This window comes from Streptomyces collinus (genome assembly GCF_031348265.1).
Classification (GTDB): Bacteria; Actinomycetota; Actinomycetes; order Streptomycetales; family Streptomycetaceae; genus Streptomyces; species Streptomyces collinus.
In genome coordinates this window covers 5,420,583-5,436,320 of record NZ_CP133771.1, presented here as the reverse complement: position 1 = coordinate 5,436,320, position 15,738 = coordinate 5,420,583, and the positions used below count along the sequence as shown (strand labels likewise).

Sequence of the window (15,738 nt, the reverse complement as noted above, 5' to 3'; positions counted from 1 at the left end):
GATCACTCAGCGCCGAAGCACCGATCAGCATCGAACAAACTTCGAACACAGGGCCAAACCCGTGCCCGCCGTCCGCCAAAACACGGCCGAATGCCCGTTTCCTGCGCGGGCGAAACCTGCCGAAGATTGTCGTGCCCGCGTACCGCCGGGTACAGTCGCCGCACTGCTCTGGCAGCCCCTGTTGTCGAGGCGAAAGAGAAGTTGGTGAACGACCGTCACCCGTCGGGGACCATGACCCCGGCTCCGGCTTCCGACGCCGCCTCCGCGCACTACGCGTCGTACGGCACCCAGGAAGCCCAGTACGGCGACTTCACCACGTACGGCGACTACGCCGCCACCGGATTTGACCCCACCGGTACCAACGGCGCCGGTTTCGACGCCACCGGGCACACCACCGCGAGCTTCGCGACCGACCCCCTCTTCGGCGACATGCCGGGCAGCGGCCAGGACACGGGCGGCTACGACACCGGCCACTGGCCCACCGGCACGCACGAGAACGTGCACTACGACGCCTACGCGGCCCAGCACCACGCCGCCTACGACACCGGCGTCTACGACACGACCTCCTGGACGGCCGAACAGCAACCGATGTCGGCCATCCCGTCCCAGGCCCCCTCCCCCGACGCCACCGGGCAGTGGGAGTCCGGCGCCTGGCTCAAGCCGGACCAGTCCGGCAACCCCGCCGACCACACCCAGCAGTGGGAGTGGGGCACGCAAACCTTCGACACGGGCGCCTACGACGCCACGCAGTGGAACTCCGACGGCACCGCCGCATCGGACCCGGACGCGTACGAGCACCCCGCCGAAACCTTCGACCAGCACGAGACCTCGGCCTTCGAGCAGGTCGCCTACGACGAATCCGCCGAAGCCGGCTTCCACGACGCCGCCGTGGAGGGCGATGAACCGGCCGCCACCGGTGAACTGCCCGTCGTCACCCCGCTTCTGGACGGCCAGGAGGACGTCACCCCCGCTCCCTCGGGGCGTGCGGCCTCGCGCGCCGCTTCCCGATCCCGCCGCCGCACACCGCCCAAGCGCTCGGCGCTGATGACCATCGCGGTGCCCTCGGCCTGCGTGATGGGTGTCGCCGGGATCGCCGCCGTCTCCGTCGGCGCCTTCGCCGACGACAGTGCCGCGGACGCTCAGACGACCGCGGCGGACGCGCAGCCGGTCAAGCCGGCCGCCGCCAACAACAAGCTGGACACCCAGCTGCAGAGCCTCTCCGCCGGCGCCGACGACTTCGCCGACCGGGCCAGCCGTACGCAGGAGCGCATCGACCTCAAGGCCCAGCAGGCGGCCGAGAAGAAGCGCGCGGCGGAGGAAGCGGCCCGCAAGGAGCGGCTGCGCCCCAAATTCGCCCTGCCGGTCGCGCGGCACGGACTCAGCGCCTACTACGGCCAGTCCGGCATCAACTGGATGTCTCTGCACACCGGCATCGACTTCCCCGTCTCGTACGGCACGACCGTGATGGCCGCGACCGACGGCACTGTGCGCACCCAGTGGAACAGCGCGTACGGCAACATGATGGTCGTGACCGCCAAGGACGGCACGGAGACGTGGTACTGCCACCTCTCCACCTACACGGTCCCCTCGGGTACGACCGTGAAGGCGGGCGATCCGATCGCCCGATCGGGCAACTCCGGCAACTCCACAGGCCCTCACTTGCACTTCGAGGTGCGCCCGGCCGGCGGCTCGGCGATCGACCCGCTCCCGTGGCTGCGCAGCCACGGCATCGACCCTTCGTAACGTCCCGCCTGCCCCGCCGGTCCGTCCGACGGGGCTCACCTCACAGGGCTACAGCTTCTCCACCGGCGCGTACCGCAGCAGCAGCCGCTTCGGCTTGGTGTCACCGAAGTCGATCGTCGCCTCGGCGTTGCCGCCCGTGCCCTTGACCCCGACGACGGTCCCGAGCCCGAACTGGTCGTGTGTGACGCGGTCCCCGACGGCCAGTGACACCACGGGCTTCTCCGAGGTGCGCCGCGTGGCGAACCCGGAGGCGCCCGACGCCGACGAGCGCGAGCGGGACGAGGACAGCGAGGCCGCCACCGCCGAGACCGGCCCGGAGGACGCGGGCGCGGTGGCTCCCGTCCGCTTCCACTCCATGTGGACCGGCGGGATCTCCTCCAGGAACCGGGAGGGCGGGTTGTACGACGGCTGGCCCCAGGCGCTGCGCAGGGTGGACCGCGTCAGATACAGCCGCTCCCGCGCGCGGGTGATGCCGACGTAGGCCAGGCGCCGCTCCTCCTCCAGTTCCTTGGTCTGCCCGAGGGCGCGCATGTGCGGGAAGACGCCGTCCTCCATGCCGGTGAGGAAGACGACGGGGAACTCCAGGCCCTTGGCGGTGTGCAGGGTCATCAGGGTGATGACGCCGTCGCCGTCCTCCTCGTCGGGGATCTGGTCGGAGTCGGCGACCAGCGCGACCTGCTCCAGGAAGTCCGACAGCGTGATCTGCTCGTCCTCGCCGCGCTCCTGCTCGAACTCCATGGCGACGGCGGCCAGTTCCTGGAGGTTCTCGATCCGGGTCTCGTCCTGCGGGTCGGTGGAGGCCTGCAGCTCGGCGAGGTATCCGGTGCGCTCCAGCACGGCTTCCAGAACCGTGGCCGGCCCGGCGCCGGACTCTACGACGGTGCGGAGGTCCTCCATCAGCGTGTTGAACCGCTTGACGGCGTTGGTGGAGCGCGCGGCCATGCCGTACGCCTCGTCGACGCGCTTGAGCGCCTGCGGGAAGCTGATCTTCTCCCGCTGGGACAGGGCGTCGATCATCGCCTCGGCGCGGTCGCCGATGCCCCGCTTGGGGACGTTGAGGATCCGGCGCAGCGGCACCGAGTCCTCGGGGTTGGCGAGCACGCGCAGGTAGGCCAGGACGTCCCGGACCTCCTTGCGCTCGTAGAAGCGGACGCCGCCGACGACCTTGTAGGGCAGGCCGACGCGGATGAAGATCTCTTCGAAGACACGGGACTGGGCGTTGGTGCGGTAGAAGACGGCGACGTCGCCGGCCTTCGCGTGCCCCGCGTCGGTGAGGCGGTCTATCTCCTCGGCGACGAACTGCGCCTCGTCGTGCTCGGTGTCGGCGACGTAGCCGGTGATCCGGGCGCCGGAGCCGGCGTTGGTCCACAGGTTCTTGGGGCGGCGGGACTCGTTGCGCTCGATGACCGCGTTGGCGGCGCTGAGGATCGTCTGTGTGGAGCGGTAGTTCTGCTCCAGCAGGATGGTCGTCGCGTCCGGGTAGTCCTCCTCGAACTGGAGGATGTTGCGGATCGTCGCGCCGCGGAAGGCGTAGATCGACTGGTCGGCGTCGCCCACGACGCACAGCTCGGCGGGCGGGACCTCGGCCTCGGGCGGTACGTCGACGGGGTGCTCGGAGGTGCCGACCAGCTCCCGGACGAGGGCGTACTGGGCGTGGTTGGTGTCCTGGTACTCGTCGACCAGCACGTGCCGGAAGCGGCGGCGGTAGTGCTCGGCGACGTCCGGGAAGGCGCGCAGGAGATTGACCGTCGTCATGATCAGGTCGTCGAAGTCGAGGGCGTTCGCCTCGCGCAGCCGCGACTGGTACATGGCGTAGGCCTGGGCGAGGGTCTTCTCGAAGCCGTCGGTGGCCTGGGCGGCGAAGTCCTCCTCGTCGATCAGCTCGTTCTTCAGGTTGCTGATCTTGGCGCTGAAGGACTTCGGCGGGAAGCGCTTGGGGTCGAGGTCGAGGTCACGGCAGACCAGGGCCATCAGGCGCTTGGAGTCGGCGGCGTCGTAGATCGAGAAGCTCGATGTGAAGCCGAGTTTCTTGCTCTCGCGGCGGAGGATGCGCACGCACGCACTGTGGAACGTCATGACCCACATGGCGTTGGCGCGCGGGCCGACGAGCTGCTCGACGCGCTCCTTCATCTCGCCCGCGGCCTTGTTGGTGAAGGTGATCGCGAGGATCTGGCCCGGGTGCACGCCGCGCTCGGCGAGCAGGTGGGCGATGCGGTGCGTGAGCACGCGGGTCTTGCCGGAGCCGGCACCGGCCACGATGAGCAGCGGGGAGCCGGAGTGGACGACGGCGGCGCGCTGGTTGTCGTTCAGCCCTTCCAGGAGCGCGGCGGTGTCCACGACCGGGCGGGGTGCGCCGTCCCGGTAGTAGGCGTCCCGGTCCGGGGGCGCGTCGAACTTCCCGCCGAACAGATCGTCCGGAATCGACTCCGGAACGTGATCGTCCTCGGGCGGCGGCGGGGGCTCGTCCGCGGGGCCCCGCTGGGCCTGGAGGTTCGCCAGGAAGCTGTCGTCAAAGAGGCTGCTCATCGCTCTCCGAGTCTAGGGCGCCCCACTGACAGCCCGCCGCCGCCCTGAGAACATCGCCGGGCGCCCGACCCCCCGGCGACCGGCCGGCGGCGCATTGTCGCCCTCCATGACCGCATGATCACGGCCTGCTACACCCCCCGCAATCATGGATGAAACGTGACCAAACCCCCTCGATCATTCACTCTCGGCAACGTTCATGACCGAGGTCACGAAAATGTATCGGGCATATCACCCATCAACCTTCACAGGGGCCACACGAGTTGGCTACCGTGCGACCAGGCCGCATGACCCCCACCGGCGAACGTCGCCGGGCCGCGCGGCCTCCGCCGAGTCCGGTGTGCCGCAGTGGCAGCCGGAGCCGGGGACCCAACCGTGAACCTGGGGTGAATCGGCCCGACTCCCTGTGCGGAGAAGGCCGTAGGGCAAACCTTCCGAACCACCCGCCCGAACCCGACAGCTAACCCGGTAGGCGGAACGTGGAAGGAGTCGCCTCCCTTGGCGTCGCACCGCAAGTCGCGTCCTACGGGTACGCGCGTGGCAGGCATACGGACCCCCGCCCTCGCAACGGCGGCCCTCACCTCCGTGGCCCTGCTGTCCCAGTCGGCCAACGCCGCCCCCGAGGCCGACGACAAACCCAGCCTGGAAGAAGTCGAGAAGAAGGTCGACGACCTGTACCGCCAGGCGGGGTCGGCGACCGAGAAGTACAACGCGGCCAAGGAGAAGACGGCGAAGCAGCGCAAACGCGCCGACGCCCTCATCGACGACGTCGCGAAGCGCACCCAGAAGCTCAACGAGGCGCGCGAGGAGCTGGGGTCCTTCGCCTCCGCCCAGTACCGCACCGGCGCCGCCGCCCCGGACACGGCGACGTTCCTGCTGGCGGACACCCCGCAGGACTACTTCGACCAGACCCAGCTGATGGACCGGATGACGGGCCGCCAGAAGGTCGCGGTCGACGACTACATCGCGCAGCAGTCCGAGACGATGACGAAGCGCCAGGAGGCCACCGAGAGCCTGGAGGCGCTCACCGAGTCGCAGGGCGATCTGAAGGCCGCCAAGGCGACCGTCCAGCGCAAGCTCGCCGACGCGCGCGAGCTGATGTCGAAGCTGACCGCCGAGGAGAAGGCCCGGCTCGCGGCGATCGAGAAGGAGAAGCAGGAGGAGGCCGCCCGCAAGGCCGCAGAGCTGGCCCGGCAGCAGGCCGCGCAGCAGCAGGCGCAGGAGGAGGCCGCCCAGCAGCAGGACAGCGGATCCTCGTCGTCGGGTTCGGCGGGCTCCGGCTCGTCCACCTCGACGGCCCCGGCCGACTCCTCGTACGCCACCAAGGCCGACAAGGCGCTCGCCTTCGCCCGCGCGCAGATCGGCAAGCCGTATGTGTGGGGCGCGGTCGGCCCCGGCTCCTACGACTGCTCCGGTCTCACCCAGGCCGCCTGGAAGGCCGCCGGCGTCGACCTGCCGCGCACGACCTACGACCAGGTGAACGCCGGCACCACGGTCCCGCTCTCCCAGGCCCAGCCCGGTGACCTGGTCTTCTTCTACGACGACGTCACCCACGTCGGGATCTACATCGGCAACGGCATGATGATCCACGCCCCGAAGCCCGGCACGTACGTGCGCGAGGAGTCGACCTACTACGACGGCGAGTCGGCCATCCACAGCGTGGTGCGGCCGGCCTGAGAAGTCCCTGCGGGGCCGGTTCCAGTCAGTCGGATTCTCAGCGGTCTGTCGTCGGTCTGCCGTCTGCGACAGATCGCTGAGAAACGCTCCGCAGGGTGGCAGCGATGTCTTCCTGGGGCACGTCAGCGGCATTGAATTCGCGGCCTTGGAATGCCTGCCGACGCCCTGCGCGCTACGCAGCCCGTCACGAGTTCAGGTCAGTTGCATCCGGACATCGTGTAGATGTTGTCGACGACGACCCTGCTCCCGGACTTCATGTAGGAGTACGCCTCGCCGCAGCCGCCGCGCTTCTGGTAGACGGGCCCGGCGTAGGTGCTGTACGTGCCGAAGTCCTCGGCGTGAGGCGTGTCGGTGAAGTTGTCCTTCAGCCGGATGCCCATGGAGCGCGCGGCGCCGGTGTCGTTGAAGAGGACACCGCAGATGTACTTGTCGTACAGCTTGTTGGAGCCGCTGTACTTGCCGTTCCACCACAGGTAGAGGCTGGCGTTGGTGCCGTAGCGCGCAGCGCCGGCGGAGATGGTGTAACCGGAGCCGCAAACGTTGGCGGCAGCCGCGGTCACGGTGGCGTCGGCCTGCAGAAGGGCCTTGCCGTCGGCGCCTTCGATCATCTTGAGGCCCTTGCTGCCTCCGAGTTCGATGATCTTCGGTTTCTTGGTGTCTGAGTCAGCTGCGGCGTCAGCGCTCGTGGCGGTGACGGCGGTCAGGGCCAGGGCTGCGGCGACGACGGCGTTACGCCTGACGGAACGCGTGAACATAGAGCTCCCCTGTCATGTTCTCGATTCACAAACGGGTGAGACTTTATCCCCCTCGAATGTCGGGCAATGGTTTATTGAGCTGGTTTTGAGCTTCGCAAATAGGGAACACCATATTCCCTTTCCTTGCGGCGTAGTAAATAAGTCGGTTTTCGGTCACTGAAGACCGGCCATTCTGAATCCGCAGGTTCACACCGGCGGCTCGGCAGCGAGGGGCGCGCCGAGCTCGACCGGCCAGGCGTGCCGGGATGTCCCGTCACGCTTTTTGAGGGGCACGCGCGCGTGCCCTTCCCGTAACGGGTGCGGCGCTCTCTAGCATCGGCACTATGTCCGGTCCCTCCCCGTTTGCCACCTGGTGGTCGACGTACGCGCTGGCGACCGGCATCGTGTCGGTCGGTCTCGACTCGGCGGGGTACGAGGTCCTCTCCCGCATCGCCCTCGCCCTGGCCTGCGCGGCCTTGGCGGCGGCGGGCGCCGGCCTCGTCCAGCGCGCACGCGGCGGGTGGCGGGCGGAGACGCCCGCCGAGCTCACGGCCGTGGCGGCGACCGCCGTCCTGGGCACCGGCTTCTCCGCGGCCGGCCTGCAGCCCGTCGCCGAGGCGCTGCTGGCACTCGCGATGCTGCTCTGGGCGGTGCTGCTCACCGCGGAGGCCGGGGGGCGGCACGGCACGGTGTTCCTGCGCTGCGTGGCCACCCAGGGGCTCGCGGTGCTCGGCGCCACGCTCGCCGCGGCCGATACGTCGGCCTGGCTCGCCCACGCGGCCCTGGTGCTGTTCTGGCTGGGTCTCGTGCTCTACGGCTTCGCCCTGTTCCGCTTCCAGCCCCGGCAGGTGGAGGAGGGGCGCGGGGACCACTGGCTCGCGGCCGGCGCCCTCGCCGTCTCCGCACTGGCCGGGGCGAAACTCCTCAGCGCCGACAGCGCGCGCCTGTACCTGTGGAACGAGGACAACGCCGACGTCCTGCGCACGACGGCCGTCACGCTGCTCGTGCTCGCGCTGGTCGCCTGCGTCGCCCTGCTGCTCGCCGAGCTGTTCTGGCCCCGCCACCACTACGACGTGCGGCGCTGGGCGACCGTGTTCGCCGCGGTGGTGACGGCCGAGGCCACCATGGCCGTCGCCGCCGCCCTGGACGTCCCCTGGCTCGACGCCGTCGGAGAGGTGCTGCTGTGGGTCGCGGTGGCCGCGTGGCTCGGGTGCACCGCCTGGGCGGTCACCTCGGCCCGGGACGGCGCCCGGCGCTCCCGGGTCAGGTCCAGAGCACGGCGATGAAGATGTTCGCCGTCGTCAGCAGACCGACCAGGCCGAAGAGGCCCTTGTCCACCTTCTCGTCGTCCCGCTTCACATAGACCAGGCCGAGGATCACGATCAGCAGGGCCAGCTTCACGCCGATCTTGATGTTGTTCACGGACTGGTCGTCGGCCTGGTTGAGGCCGACCAGGGCCACACCGGTGACCAGCATCGTGAGCGCGCCGTGCAGCATGGCGGGGGTGTAGCGGGCGGTACCCTCGCCCATCGCCTTCATCTGGGTGAGGAAACCGCCCAGGAGCGAGGCGATGCCGATGATGTGGAGGCCGACGAAGAGGTGGATGAGTACGTCCATGAGGGCGGAGCCTAATCAGGGCCCCTGGACCGCCCGACACCGGCCCACTGATGCACATATGCGCCCCATAGCACCCGATCACGGTCACTCGCTCATGATTCGGTGCATCGGTCATCACGCTGAGTGAAGTCGACGGCGTCAAGGCGGGGCGGCGGTCGCATACGGTCACCGCCGGTCCTCTCAAGACACTTCCGCACACCTGCCACCGCCCCGTCGCGGCGGCGTTTAGCGTCCTCCACCAGGTGCCCGGCTCCCCACCGCCGCCCGGGCCAGGGGCGGCAGTCGGACACCACCGCCGAAAAGGTCCGGCGGCGATCCGCTCCCCCTGTGCGGGCCGTCGCCGGACGCGCAGGCCGCCCGTCCGCTCCCCCCGGCGGCCGCACGCACCCGTCGGCGGTCGAGGAAAGGACGTGGCCTTCAGGTGGCAGCGCACCGCAAGCCCCGACAGCGCTCGATGGGTGGCGGCAAGGCCCGAACGGCCGCCACGATCGCCCTCGCGGGCGCGGCGACGGCGACGGGGTTCGACGGAACCGGACACGCCGAGCCACAGCTCACACCCGGCCAGGTCAGAGCCAAGGTGGACAAGCTGTACCAGGAGGCTGAGGTCGCCACCGAGAAGTACAACGGCGCGAAGGAGAAGGCCGAAGCGGCCGGGCAGCGGTTGAAAAGCCTCCAGGACCAGGCGGCGCGCCAGGAGGAGCGGCTCAACTCCGCCCGGGCCGCCCTGGGTTCGGTCGCCGCCGCGCAGTACCGCGTCGGCGGCCTCGACCCCGCGGTGCAGCTCGCCCTCTCCGACGATCCCGACCGGTACCTGGAGAACGCCGAGTTCGTCGAGCGGGCCGGCAGCCGGCAGAACGCCGCCGTCGCGGGGGTACGCAAGCAGCTCCGGGAGATCGAGCAGCTGCGCGGGGCCGCCCGCATCGAGCTGACGTCCCTGAAGTCACGCCGGGCGGAGCTGAAGCAGCACAAGAAGACGATCACCGGCAAGCTCGGCTCGGCACGGCAGCTGCTGTCCCGGCCCGGCCCGCAGGAACGTTCCCTGTCCGGCGCGTCGCAGGACCGCGCCTCGCGCTCGACGGGCCCACGGGACACCCTCGCGGCCCCCGGCTCCGCCTCGTCCCGGGCGACCGACTCCCGCGCGGCCGCCGCCGTCTCCTACGCCTACCAGAAGCTCGGCAGCCCCTACGTCTGGGGCGCCACCGGCCCGAACGCCTTCGACTGCTCGGGCCTCGTCCAGGCCGCGTACCGCGCCGCGGGCGTCTCCCTGCCCCGCACGACGTACTCCCAGATCGCCGCGGGCCGCCGCGTCTCCCGCTCCGAACTCCTCCCCGGCGACCTGGTCTTCTTCTACACCGGCATCAGCCATGTCGGCATCTACGTGGGCAACGGCCGCATGATCCACGCCCCGAACCCCTCGGCGCCGGTGCGCGTGGCCCCGCTGGACGAGATGCCGTTCGCGGGGGCCACGCGGGTGGTGTGAGCGCCGCTGTCAGACGAGCCGTCGGGCCGTCGCCCAGCGTGTCAGCTCGTGCCGGTTGGAGAGCTGGAGCTTGCGCAGGACCGCCGAGACGTGCGATTCGACGGTCTTCACGGAGATGTACAGCTGCTTGGCGATCTCCTTGTACGCGTAGCCCCGGGCGATGAGCCGCAGCACCTCGCGTTCGCGCTGGGTCAGGCGGTCCAGGTCCTCGTCGACCGGCGGTGCGTCCGTGGAGGCGAAGGCGTCCAGGACGAACCCGGCCAGCCGGGGCGAGAAGACCGCGTCGCCCTCCTGGACACGGAAGATGGAGTTCACGAGGTCCGTGCCGGTGATCGTCTTGGTGACGTAACCGCGGGCGCCGCCGCGGATCACGCCGATCACGTCCTCCGCCGCGTCCGACACGGACAGCGCCAGGAAGCGGACCGGCTGCTCGGTGTCGCCCATCAACGGGGCACAGCGGCGCAGCACTTCGACGCCGCCGCCGCCCGGCAGGTGCACGTCGAGCAGGACCACCTCGGGGCGGGTCGCGGTGATCACCGTGACCGCCTGGTCGACGTCCGCGGCCTCGCCGACGACCTCGACACCGGTCTGCTCGGTCTGCCCGATCTCGGCCTGGACCCCCGTACGGAACATGCGGTGGTCGTCCACGAGGACCACGCGCACGTGACGCCCCGGTCCGCCGGCCGCCTCCGCCGGTCCCGCCGTACCGTTCGCCTCGGTCGGCTCGCTCATGACGTCTTCTCCGCCCTCTCCATCTCCAGCTCGACCTCCGTGCCGCCGTCCGGCACCGCGCGCAGCCGCGCCGTACCGCCGTTGCGCTCCATGCGGCCGATGATCGATTCTCTGACACCCATCCGGTCGGCGGGTATCGAGTCGAGGTCGAAGCCGGGGCCGCGGTCCCGGACGGACACGAAGACCGTCTTCCCCTCGACCTCGGCGAAGACCTGCACGGCGCCGCCCTCGCCACCGTACTTGGCGGCGTTCACCATTGCTTCCCGCGCGGCCTGCATCTGTGCGGCGATCCTCTCGTCGAGCGGGCAGTCGCCGACGACCACGACCTCGATGGGCACGCCGTGCTTGTCCTCCACCTCGGCCGCGTTGCGCCGCACGGCGTCGGCGAGGGTGGTGGGTTCGTCGGCCTCGTCCTTGCCGGTGCCCTCGGGTTTGTACAGCCAGGTACGCAGGTCGCGCTCCTGGGCACGGGCCAGGCGGCGGACCTCGTTCGCGTTCTCCGCGTTGCGCTGGATCAGCGTGAGGGTGTGCAGCACCGAGTCGTGCACATGGGCGGCCACCTCCGCGCGCTCCTGCGCACGGATGCGCATCAGGCGCTCCTCGGAGAGGTCCTGCGTCATGCGCACCAGATACGGCCCGGCGAGGAGCGTTATGCCGACGAGGACCGCGAGGGCCGCCTGGAGGACGGAGCCGAGGTGGGCCGCGGAACCCTGGAGGACGAAGATGCCGGAGACACCGGCCGTCACCAGCAGCACGCCGCCCACCGAGCGCAGCAGCGTGACCGTACGCCGGCGGCGGCCGACCTCGACCCAGCGGGCCCGGCGGGCGTTGTCCGCCTGCCGCCAGACCAGGGCGACGCCCGCGCCGACGAGCACCGCCGGCCAGAGGTAGGCCCGCGCTCCTCCGCTGAGGTTCACGTTGCCCACGAAGACCATGGCCACCACGACCATGAGGAGCAGGGCCACCATCTGACCCTTGTCGGGCCTGCGCGTGACGCGTCTGCGGCGGCCGTCGGGTGAGGTCTCCGCGGCCGGCGGCGACGGCGGCTTCTGCGCCTCGACACCTCCGACGCCGAGCGGGACGAAGAACCAGAACGCGGCGTACAGCAGCGCACCGAGGCCGTCGGCCATGAACAGGCCGACGAAGACGAGCCGTACCCAGATCACGGGCAGCCCGAGGTGCCCGGCGAGGCCCCGCGCCGCGCCCCCGAGCCAGCGTCCGTCACTGCTGCGGTAGAGCTTGCGCGGCGGCCGCGGTTCGGCGAGTGGCGCTGCTGCGGCTTCCGACATGCCTTTGATGGTCACACGTGCGGGAGGCCGGAGCATCAGGGTCGGCCCCTGAGCCTCCCCTGATCTCCGCGGGCCGCTCCTCGAACGCTTCCCGAGCCGCCCCTCAGGGCCGATATCAGGGTCCGGCCAGGGTCGTTCCGACTCCCGCGGGGGCGTCGCGCCCGTCACCATGGACCCATGACCGATCACGAGCACGCCGCGACGGGTCCGGGACCCGGCTCCGGCCCGCGCCCCGCCCCGGGCGCCGGGCCGCAGGATGCCGCGCCCGCCGCGGGCCCCGCGCCCGGCCGCGCGGACGCGGGAGAACAGGGAGGAGCCCCCGGCCCGGCCGCCCCCGCCGAAGACGGTGTGCCACCGGGGCCGCCCCACGCGTTCCGCCGCGACCGCCGCCACAAGACCCTGGCCGGCGTCTGCGCGGGGCTCGGGCGGCAGTGCGACATGGACCCGGTGATCTTCCGCATCACCCTCGCCGTGCTCTCCGCCACCGGCGGCATCGGCCTGCTCTTCTACGGCTTCGCCTGGCTCTTCGTCCCGTACGACGACGAGGAGAAGAACGAGGTCCGCAAACTGCTCACCGGCCGGGTCGACGGCCAGGCCCTGGCGGCCGTGCTGTTCGCGCTGGTCGGCTGCGGGGTGTTCCTGACGATGCTGAACAACGGCGGGGTGCTGACCTTCGCCGTCGTCCTCTCCCTCCTCCTCGCGGGCGCAGGCTACTGGTCGCGCCACCGCGCCGCCCCCAGCCCCGACCCCCTGGCCGCGCAGGCCGTCGCCGACGCCCCGCCGGAACCCCAGGCGCCGCCGGTGTTCCTCACCGCCCCCTCCTGGTGGCGCGACCCGATCGTCAAGGACGGCACCCACATCGGCGGCACGGGCTACCTGTGGGGCCCCCGCGACCCCCATGACCTGGACGTCGCCGCAGCCCTCAACATCGGCCTCGGCAGGCCAGGTGCCCGCGAGGACATACCCGCCCCGCGCCCCCGGCCGCCCCAGCCGCGCGGGCCGCGCTCGATCGGCGGCTCGGTCTTCCTGCTGGCCCTGCTCGCGGGAGCCCTCGGCACGAGCCGCACGTGGGACGGCCACCCGCTCGGCACCAGCCTGCAGACGGGCCTGGCCTGTGCGCTCGCCGCCCTGGGCCTGGGCATAGCCGTCAGCGCCTTCCTGGGCCGGACCGGCGCCGGCTCGGTCTTCCTGGCGATCATCACGGCCGGCCTGCTCGCCGGCGCGGCGGCCCTGCCCAAGGACATCGACACCCACTGGGCGCGCACCACCTGGCAGCCCGCCGCGGTTGGGGACGTACGGCCGCGGTACGACCTGGGCACCGGCGTCGGCACCCTGGATCTGAGCAAGCTGGACGTGTCCGGGAAGCAGACGGTCACGACAAGGGCGGAGGTCGGCATGGGCCGGATCAAGGTGCTCGTGCCCGAGGACGTGACCGTGCGGCTGAACGTCGAGGTGGGCATGGGCGACCTCCAGCTGCCCGGCGACGACCCGAAGGACGTGGACGTGCGGCCGGACCAGGACAAGGAGATCACCCTCTCCCCCGCCGAGGGCGTCGAGAAGTCCGGCACCATCGACCTGGACCTCCAGGTCGGCATGGGCCAGGCGGAGGTGACCCGTGCTGCGTCATGAACTCCAGCCCGGAAAGCTGATCGCCGGCCTCGTCCTCGTACTGGCGGGCGTCCTCTACGCCGGTGACGCGGGCGGCGCCTGGGAGATCCCGTGGTTCGTGGTGATCCCCCTCGTCACGGGCGGGCTGTGCCTGGCCGGCGCGGTGGCGTTCCTGACGGGGCGGGTCCGGCGCCGCCGCCAGAGGGGCCGTACGGGCGCGGACCCGGCGTGACGGGGACGGGCCCTACTGGTACCGGCCGCTCCGTTGCCGTCGCCGTGACCGTAGCGCGGCGTCGAGGGACAGCAGGGGCGCGCCCGCGAGGATCAGTGGGGTCCAGGCCATGAGGTAGGCGAGGTCGTTGCCGTAGTAGTACGGGTCGGAGGCCCAGCTCACGGTCAGCCACAGGCTGAGGGAGATCAGCGCGCCGCCGAGTGCGGCCAGACGGGCGAGGAGGCCGAGCAGCGTTCCGATGCCGACGGCCAGTTCACCGAAGGCGATGGCGTAGCCGAAACCAACCGGGCTCTTCAGGGAGAGGTCGACCAGGGCGGGAATGGCGGAGGAGTCGCGTACGGCGCGCATCATGTCGCCGATCGAGCCGGCACCGGAGTCCTTCATGAAGGCGCTGTCGGTGAGTTTGTCCAGGCCGGCGTAGATGAACGTGACACCGAGGAAGATGCGCAGGGGCAGCAGGGCGTAGCGGGTGGCGTTGTCCCGCCAGCCTCCCCCGTCGCCGAAGTGGGGGGAGTGCGTGTCCGTTCGCATACCGTGAGTCATCGCTGCTAGCCGCCTCTCGCCGGTGCCCAGACCCCCTCAACAGACGATACGTACGACGAACGAACCGCGCTCAATCCTGTACACCGGCTTGTTTCGTCGTGCCGGGTGGTGCGGGGCGCCCAGGGGGCCCGTCGCTCACTCCGTCACGTCGACCGCGTACCGGTTCGTCTCCACCCCGGCCGCCGTGACGACCTGCACCTCCACCCTCCCCGGTTCGACATCCGCCGGCACCGGCACCGTCAGCAGGGTGTCCGTGGGGTTGCGGAACCCTCCGGGCACGGGGATCAGCGGCACATGGACGTGCACCGCCCCCACGCGCACGACCATCCGGGCCAGCCGGTCGGCCCCCTGCGCTCCCGGCGGCACGAATCCCGCGCCGCGGATCTCGATGTCGTCCCCGGTACGGATCGGCCCGTCCAGGTCGCCCGCCTCCCGGGCCCGGACCACGGAGAGGATGACCGGCCGGCCGCCCTCCGCGTACTTCCCGGCGAGATACGTCGCCGCCGACACCAGCACCACCACCGCCAGCCCCCACGGCAGATCCGGCAGCTGCTCCGGCCGCCTGGCCAGCCGTACCGCCGCGAACACCAGGGCGACGCCGCTGATCACGACGTACTGGATGTCGGCGAAGGTGCCCCGGCCGGCGTCGTCGGTCAGCAGGTCGGCGGCCCGGGGCCGGTCGGCACGCACCTTCTGCAGCCGTTGCCCCAGCACCCGCAGCCCGACCACCCGCCGCACGAGCACGGCGATCCCGCACAGCACGGCGAGCACGGTCACGATCCCGGCGCCCCGGGCGAGGTCCAGCCCGGAGATCAGCGCGTCCCGCTCCCGGTGCCGGGAGGCGGCGGCCAGCCGCCCCGCGAGGACGAGCACCGAGTAGGCCACGAAGAGCACCCACGCCGCGGCGACCGTGCGGGAGGTGGACAGCCGGTTGTCCTCACCGATCACGGGCGCCAGCACCCCGCCCTTCGCCCGGTGGAACCACGAGGCGGCGGTCAGCGACGAGGCCAGCACCAGGGCCGCGGCCAGCCCGGCCGTACGCGCCGCAGTCCAGCCCGAACCGACCGCCGTGAGGGCCTGCCCGAGCAGCAACAGCACCACGGCGGCCCACACGACACCCGCCGTGCGCCGCCACAGTCCCGTCCGCCAGGCCTGTCCCTCGGCCCGCCCCCGCTCGGCGACGTGCTCGGCGGACTGCGCCAGTTCCTCGGAGACCCACTGGCGGGAGGCCGACGCGGAGTGGGCCACCGCGGCCGGCAGCCCCTGCCCGGCAGCGAACTCGTCACGCCTGCGCAGGAACGCGGCGACGGCCCGCCGGTGCCCCTCGCGCGCACCGTGCGGGCAGTCCCCGCAGGCGCATCCGCCCTCGTGAGCGCCTCCGGGTCCGCCCGGCTGACCACCGGGGTAACCGCCGGCGTACCCCTCGGCACAGGCACCCGCACGCGCACGTGCGTACCCGCCCGCGCCCGCACCGCCCTGTCCTGCCTCCCGCACCGCCACGCCCGACGCCCGCCTTCCCGCGACCCAACCACCGCCGGCCTTCCGGACCCCGGAAACACC

Annotated in this window: 13 protein-coding genes and 1 riboswitch; of the genes, 6 read left to right on the top strand and 7 right to left on the bottom strand. The window is 71.4% G+C overall.

All coding sequences use genetic code 11. The features are described from left to right. Positions 1 to 204 precede the first annotated feature (204 nt). Positions 205 to 1,743 (top strand): M23 family metallopeptidase, encoded by a 1,539-nt coding sequence (locus tag RFN52_RS24855; RefSeq protein ID WP_311241050.1) that lies wholly within the window; start codon positions 205 to 207, stop codon positions 1,741 to 1,743. A 48-nt stretch (positions 1,744 to 1,791) separates the two neighbouring features. On the opposite strand, the gene pcrA is transcribed toward RFN52_RS24855, so the two are convergent. Next, positions 1,792 to 4,269, bottom strand: a complete 2,478-nt coding sequence (pcrA, locus tag RFN52_RS24850) for a DNA helicase PcrA (RefSeq protein WP_184849128.1) — start codon at positions 4,267 to 4,269, stop codon at positions 1,792 to 1,794. 314 nt (positions 4,270 to 4,583) lie between these two features. Beyond that, positions 4,584 to 4,756, top strand: a riboswitch (cyclic di-AMP (ydaO/yuaA leader). An 8-nt stretch (positions 4,757 to 4,764) separates the two neighbouring features. Between pcrA and RFN52_RS24845 the strand changes: the two genes are divergently transcribed. Next, positions 4,765 to 5,943, top strand: coding sequence for a C40 family peptidase (locus RFN52_RS24845; RefSeq protein ID WP_184849126.1), 1,179 nt, complete (start codon positions 4,765 to 4,767; stop codon positions 5,941 to 5,943). Between the two features lie 197 nt (positions 5,944 to 6,140). On the opposite strand, the gene RFN52_RS24840 is transcribed toward RFN52_RS24845, so the two are convergent. Next, entirely contained in the window at positions 6,141 to 6,698 is a 558-nt protein-coding gene (locus RFN52_RS24840; RefSeq protein WP_311241049.1) for a hypothetical protein, read from the bottom strand. Between the two features lie 323 nt (positions 6,699 to 7,021). On the opposite strand from RFN52_RS24840, the gene RFN52_RS24835 reads away from it, so the two are divergent. Continuing rightward, positions 7,022 to 7,963 carry a tellurite resistance/C4-dicarboxylate transporter family protein gene (locus tag RFN52_RS24835; protein WP_184849124.1) on the top strand — a complete coding sequence of 314 codons (942 nt, stop codon included), beginning with the start codon at positions 7,022 to 7,024 and terminating at the stop codon, positions 7,961 to 7,963. Here RFN52_RS24835 and RFN52_RS24830 read toward each other — a convergent pair. Next, complete coding sequence (locus RFN52_RS24830; protein WP_184849122.1) at positions 7,941 to 8,294, bottom strand: hypothetical protein; 354 nt, start codon at positions 8,292 to 8,294, stop codon at positions 7,941 to 7,943. The two genes, RFN52_RS24835 and RFN52_RS24830, sit on opposite strands and share 23 nt — an antisense overlap. A gap of 421 nt (positions 8,295 to 8,715) precedes the next feature. On the opposite strand from RFN52_RS24830, the gene RFN52_RS24825 reads away from it, so the two are divergent. Further along, positions 8,716 to 9,774, top strand: a complete 1,059-nt coding sequence (locus tag RFN52_RS24825) for a C40 family peptidase (RefSeq protein ID WP_184849120.1) — start codon at positions 8,716 to 8,718, stop codon at positions 9,772 to 9,774. A gap of 9 nt (positions 9,775 to 9,783) precedes the next feature. Here RFN52_RS24825 and RFN52_RS24820 read toward each other — a convergent pair whose 3' ends face one another. Together RFN52_RS24820 and RFN52_RS24815 are read right to left on the bottom strand one after the other, a co-directional pair. After that, complete coding sequence (locus tag RFN52_RS24820) at positions 9,784 to 10,506, bottom strand: LuxR C-terminal-related transcriptional regulator (protein ID WP_184849118.1); 723 nt, start codon at positions 10,504 to 10,506, stop codon at positions 9,784 to 9,786. Beyond that, positions 10,503 to 11,795 carry an ATP-binding protein gene (locus tag RFN52_RS24815; RefSeq protein ID WP_184849117.1) on the bottom strand — a complete coding sequence of 431 codons (1,293 nt, stop codon included), beginning with the start codon at positions 11,793 to 11,795 and terminating at the stop codon, positions 10,503 to 10,505. Before RFN52_RS24815 ends, RFN52_RS24820 begins: the two co-directional genes overlap by 4 nt. A 177-nt stretch (positions 11,796 to 11,972) precedes the next feature. Between RFN52_RS24815 and RFN52_RS24810 the strand changes: the two genes are divergently transcribed. Both RFN52_RS24810 and RFN52_RS24805 read left to right on the top strand, forming a co-directional pair. Continuing rightward, positions 11,973 to 13,424 carry a PspC domain-containing protein gene (locus RFN52_RS24810; RefSeq protein ID WP_184849115.1) on the top strand — a complete coding sequence of 484 codons (1,452 nt, stop codon included), beginning with the start codon at positions 11,973 to 11,975 and terminating at the stop codon, positions 13,422 to 13,424. Then, positions 13,411 to 13,635, top strand: a complete 225-nt coding sequence (locus RFN52_RS24805) for a hypothetical protein (RefSeq protein ID WP_184849114.1) — start codon at positions 13,411 to 13,413, stop codon at positions 13,633 to 13,635. The genes RFN52_RS24810 and RFN52_RS24805 overlap by 14 nt, the downstream gene beginning before the upstream one ends. A 12-nt stretch (positions 13,636 to 13,647) precedes the next feature. Here the strand turns inward: RFN52_RS24805 and RFN52_RS24800 are convergent, their stop codons facing one another. Together RFN52_RS24800 and RFN52_RS24795 are read right to left on the bottom strand one after the other, a co-directional pair. Further along, a complete protein-coding gene (locus RFN52_RS24800; RefSeq protein WP_184849112.1) occupies positions 13,648 to 14,178 on the bottom strand; it encodes a DoxX family membrane protein in 531 nt (176 codons plus the stop codon). A 135-nt stretch (positions 14,179 to 14,313) separates the two neighbouring features. After that, entirely contained in the window at positions 14,314 to 15,678 is a 1,365-nt protein-coding gene (locus tag RFN52_RS24795; protein ID WP_311241048.1) for a hypothetical protein, read from the bottom strand. Positions 15,679 to 15,738 lie beyond the last annotated feature (60 nt).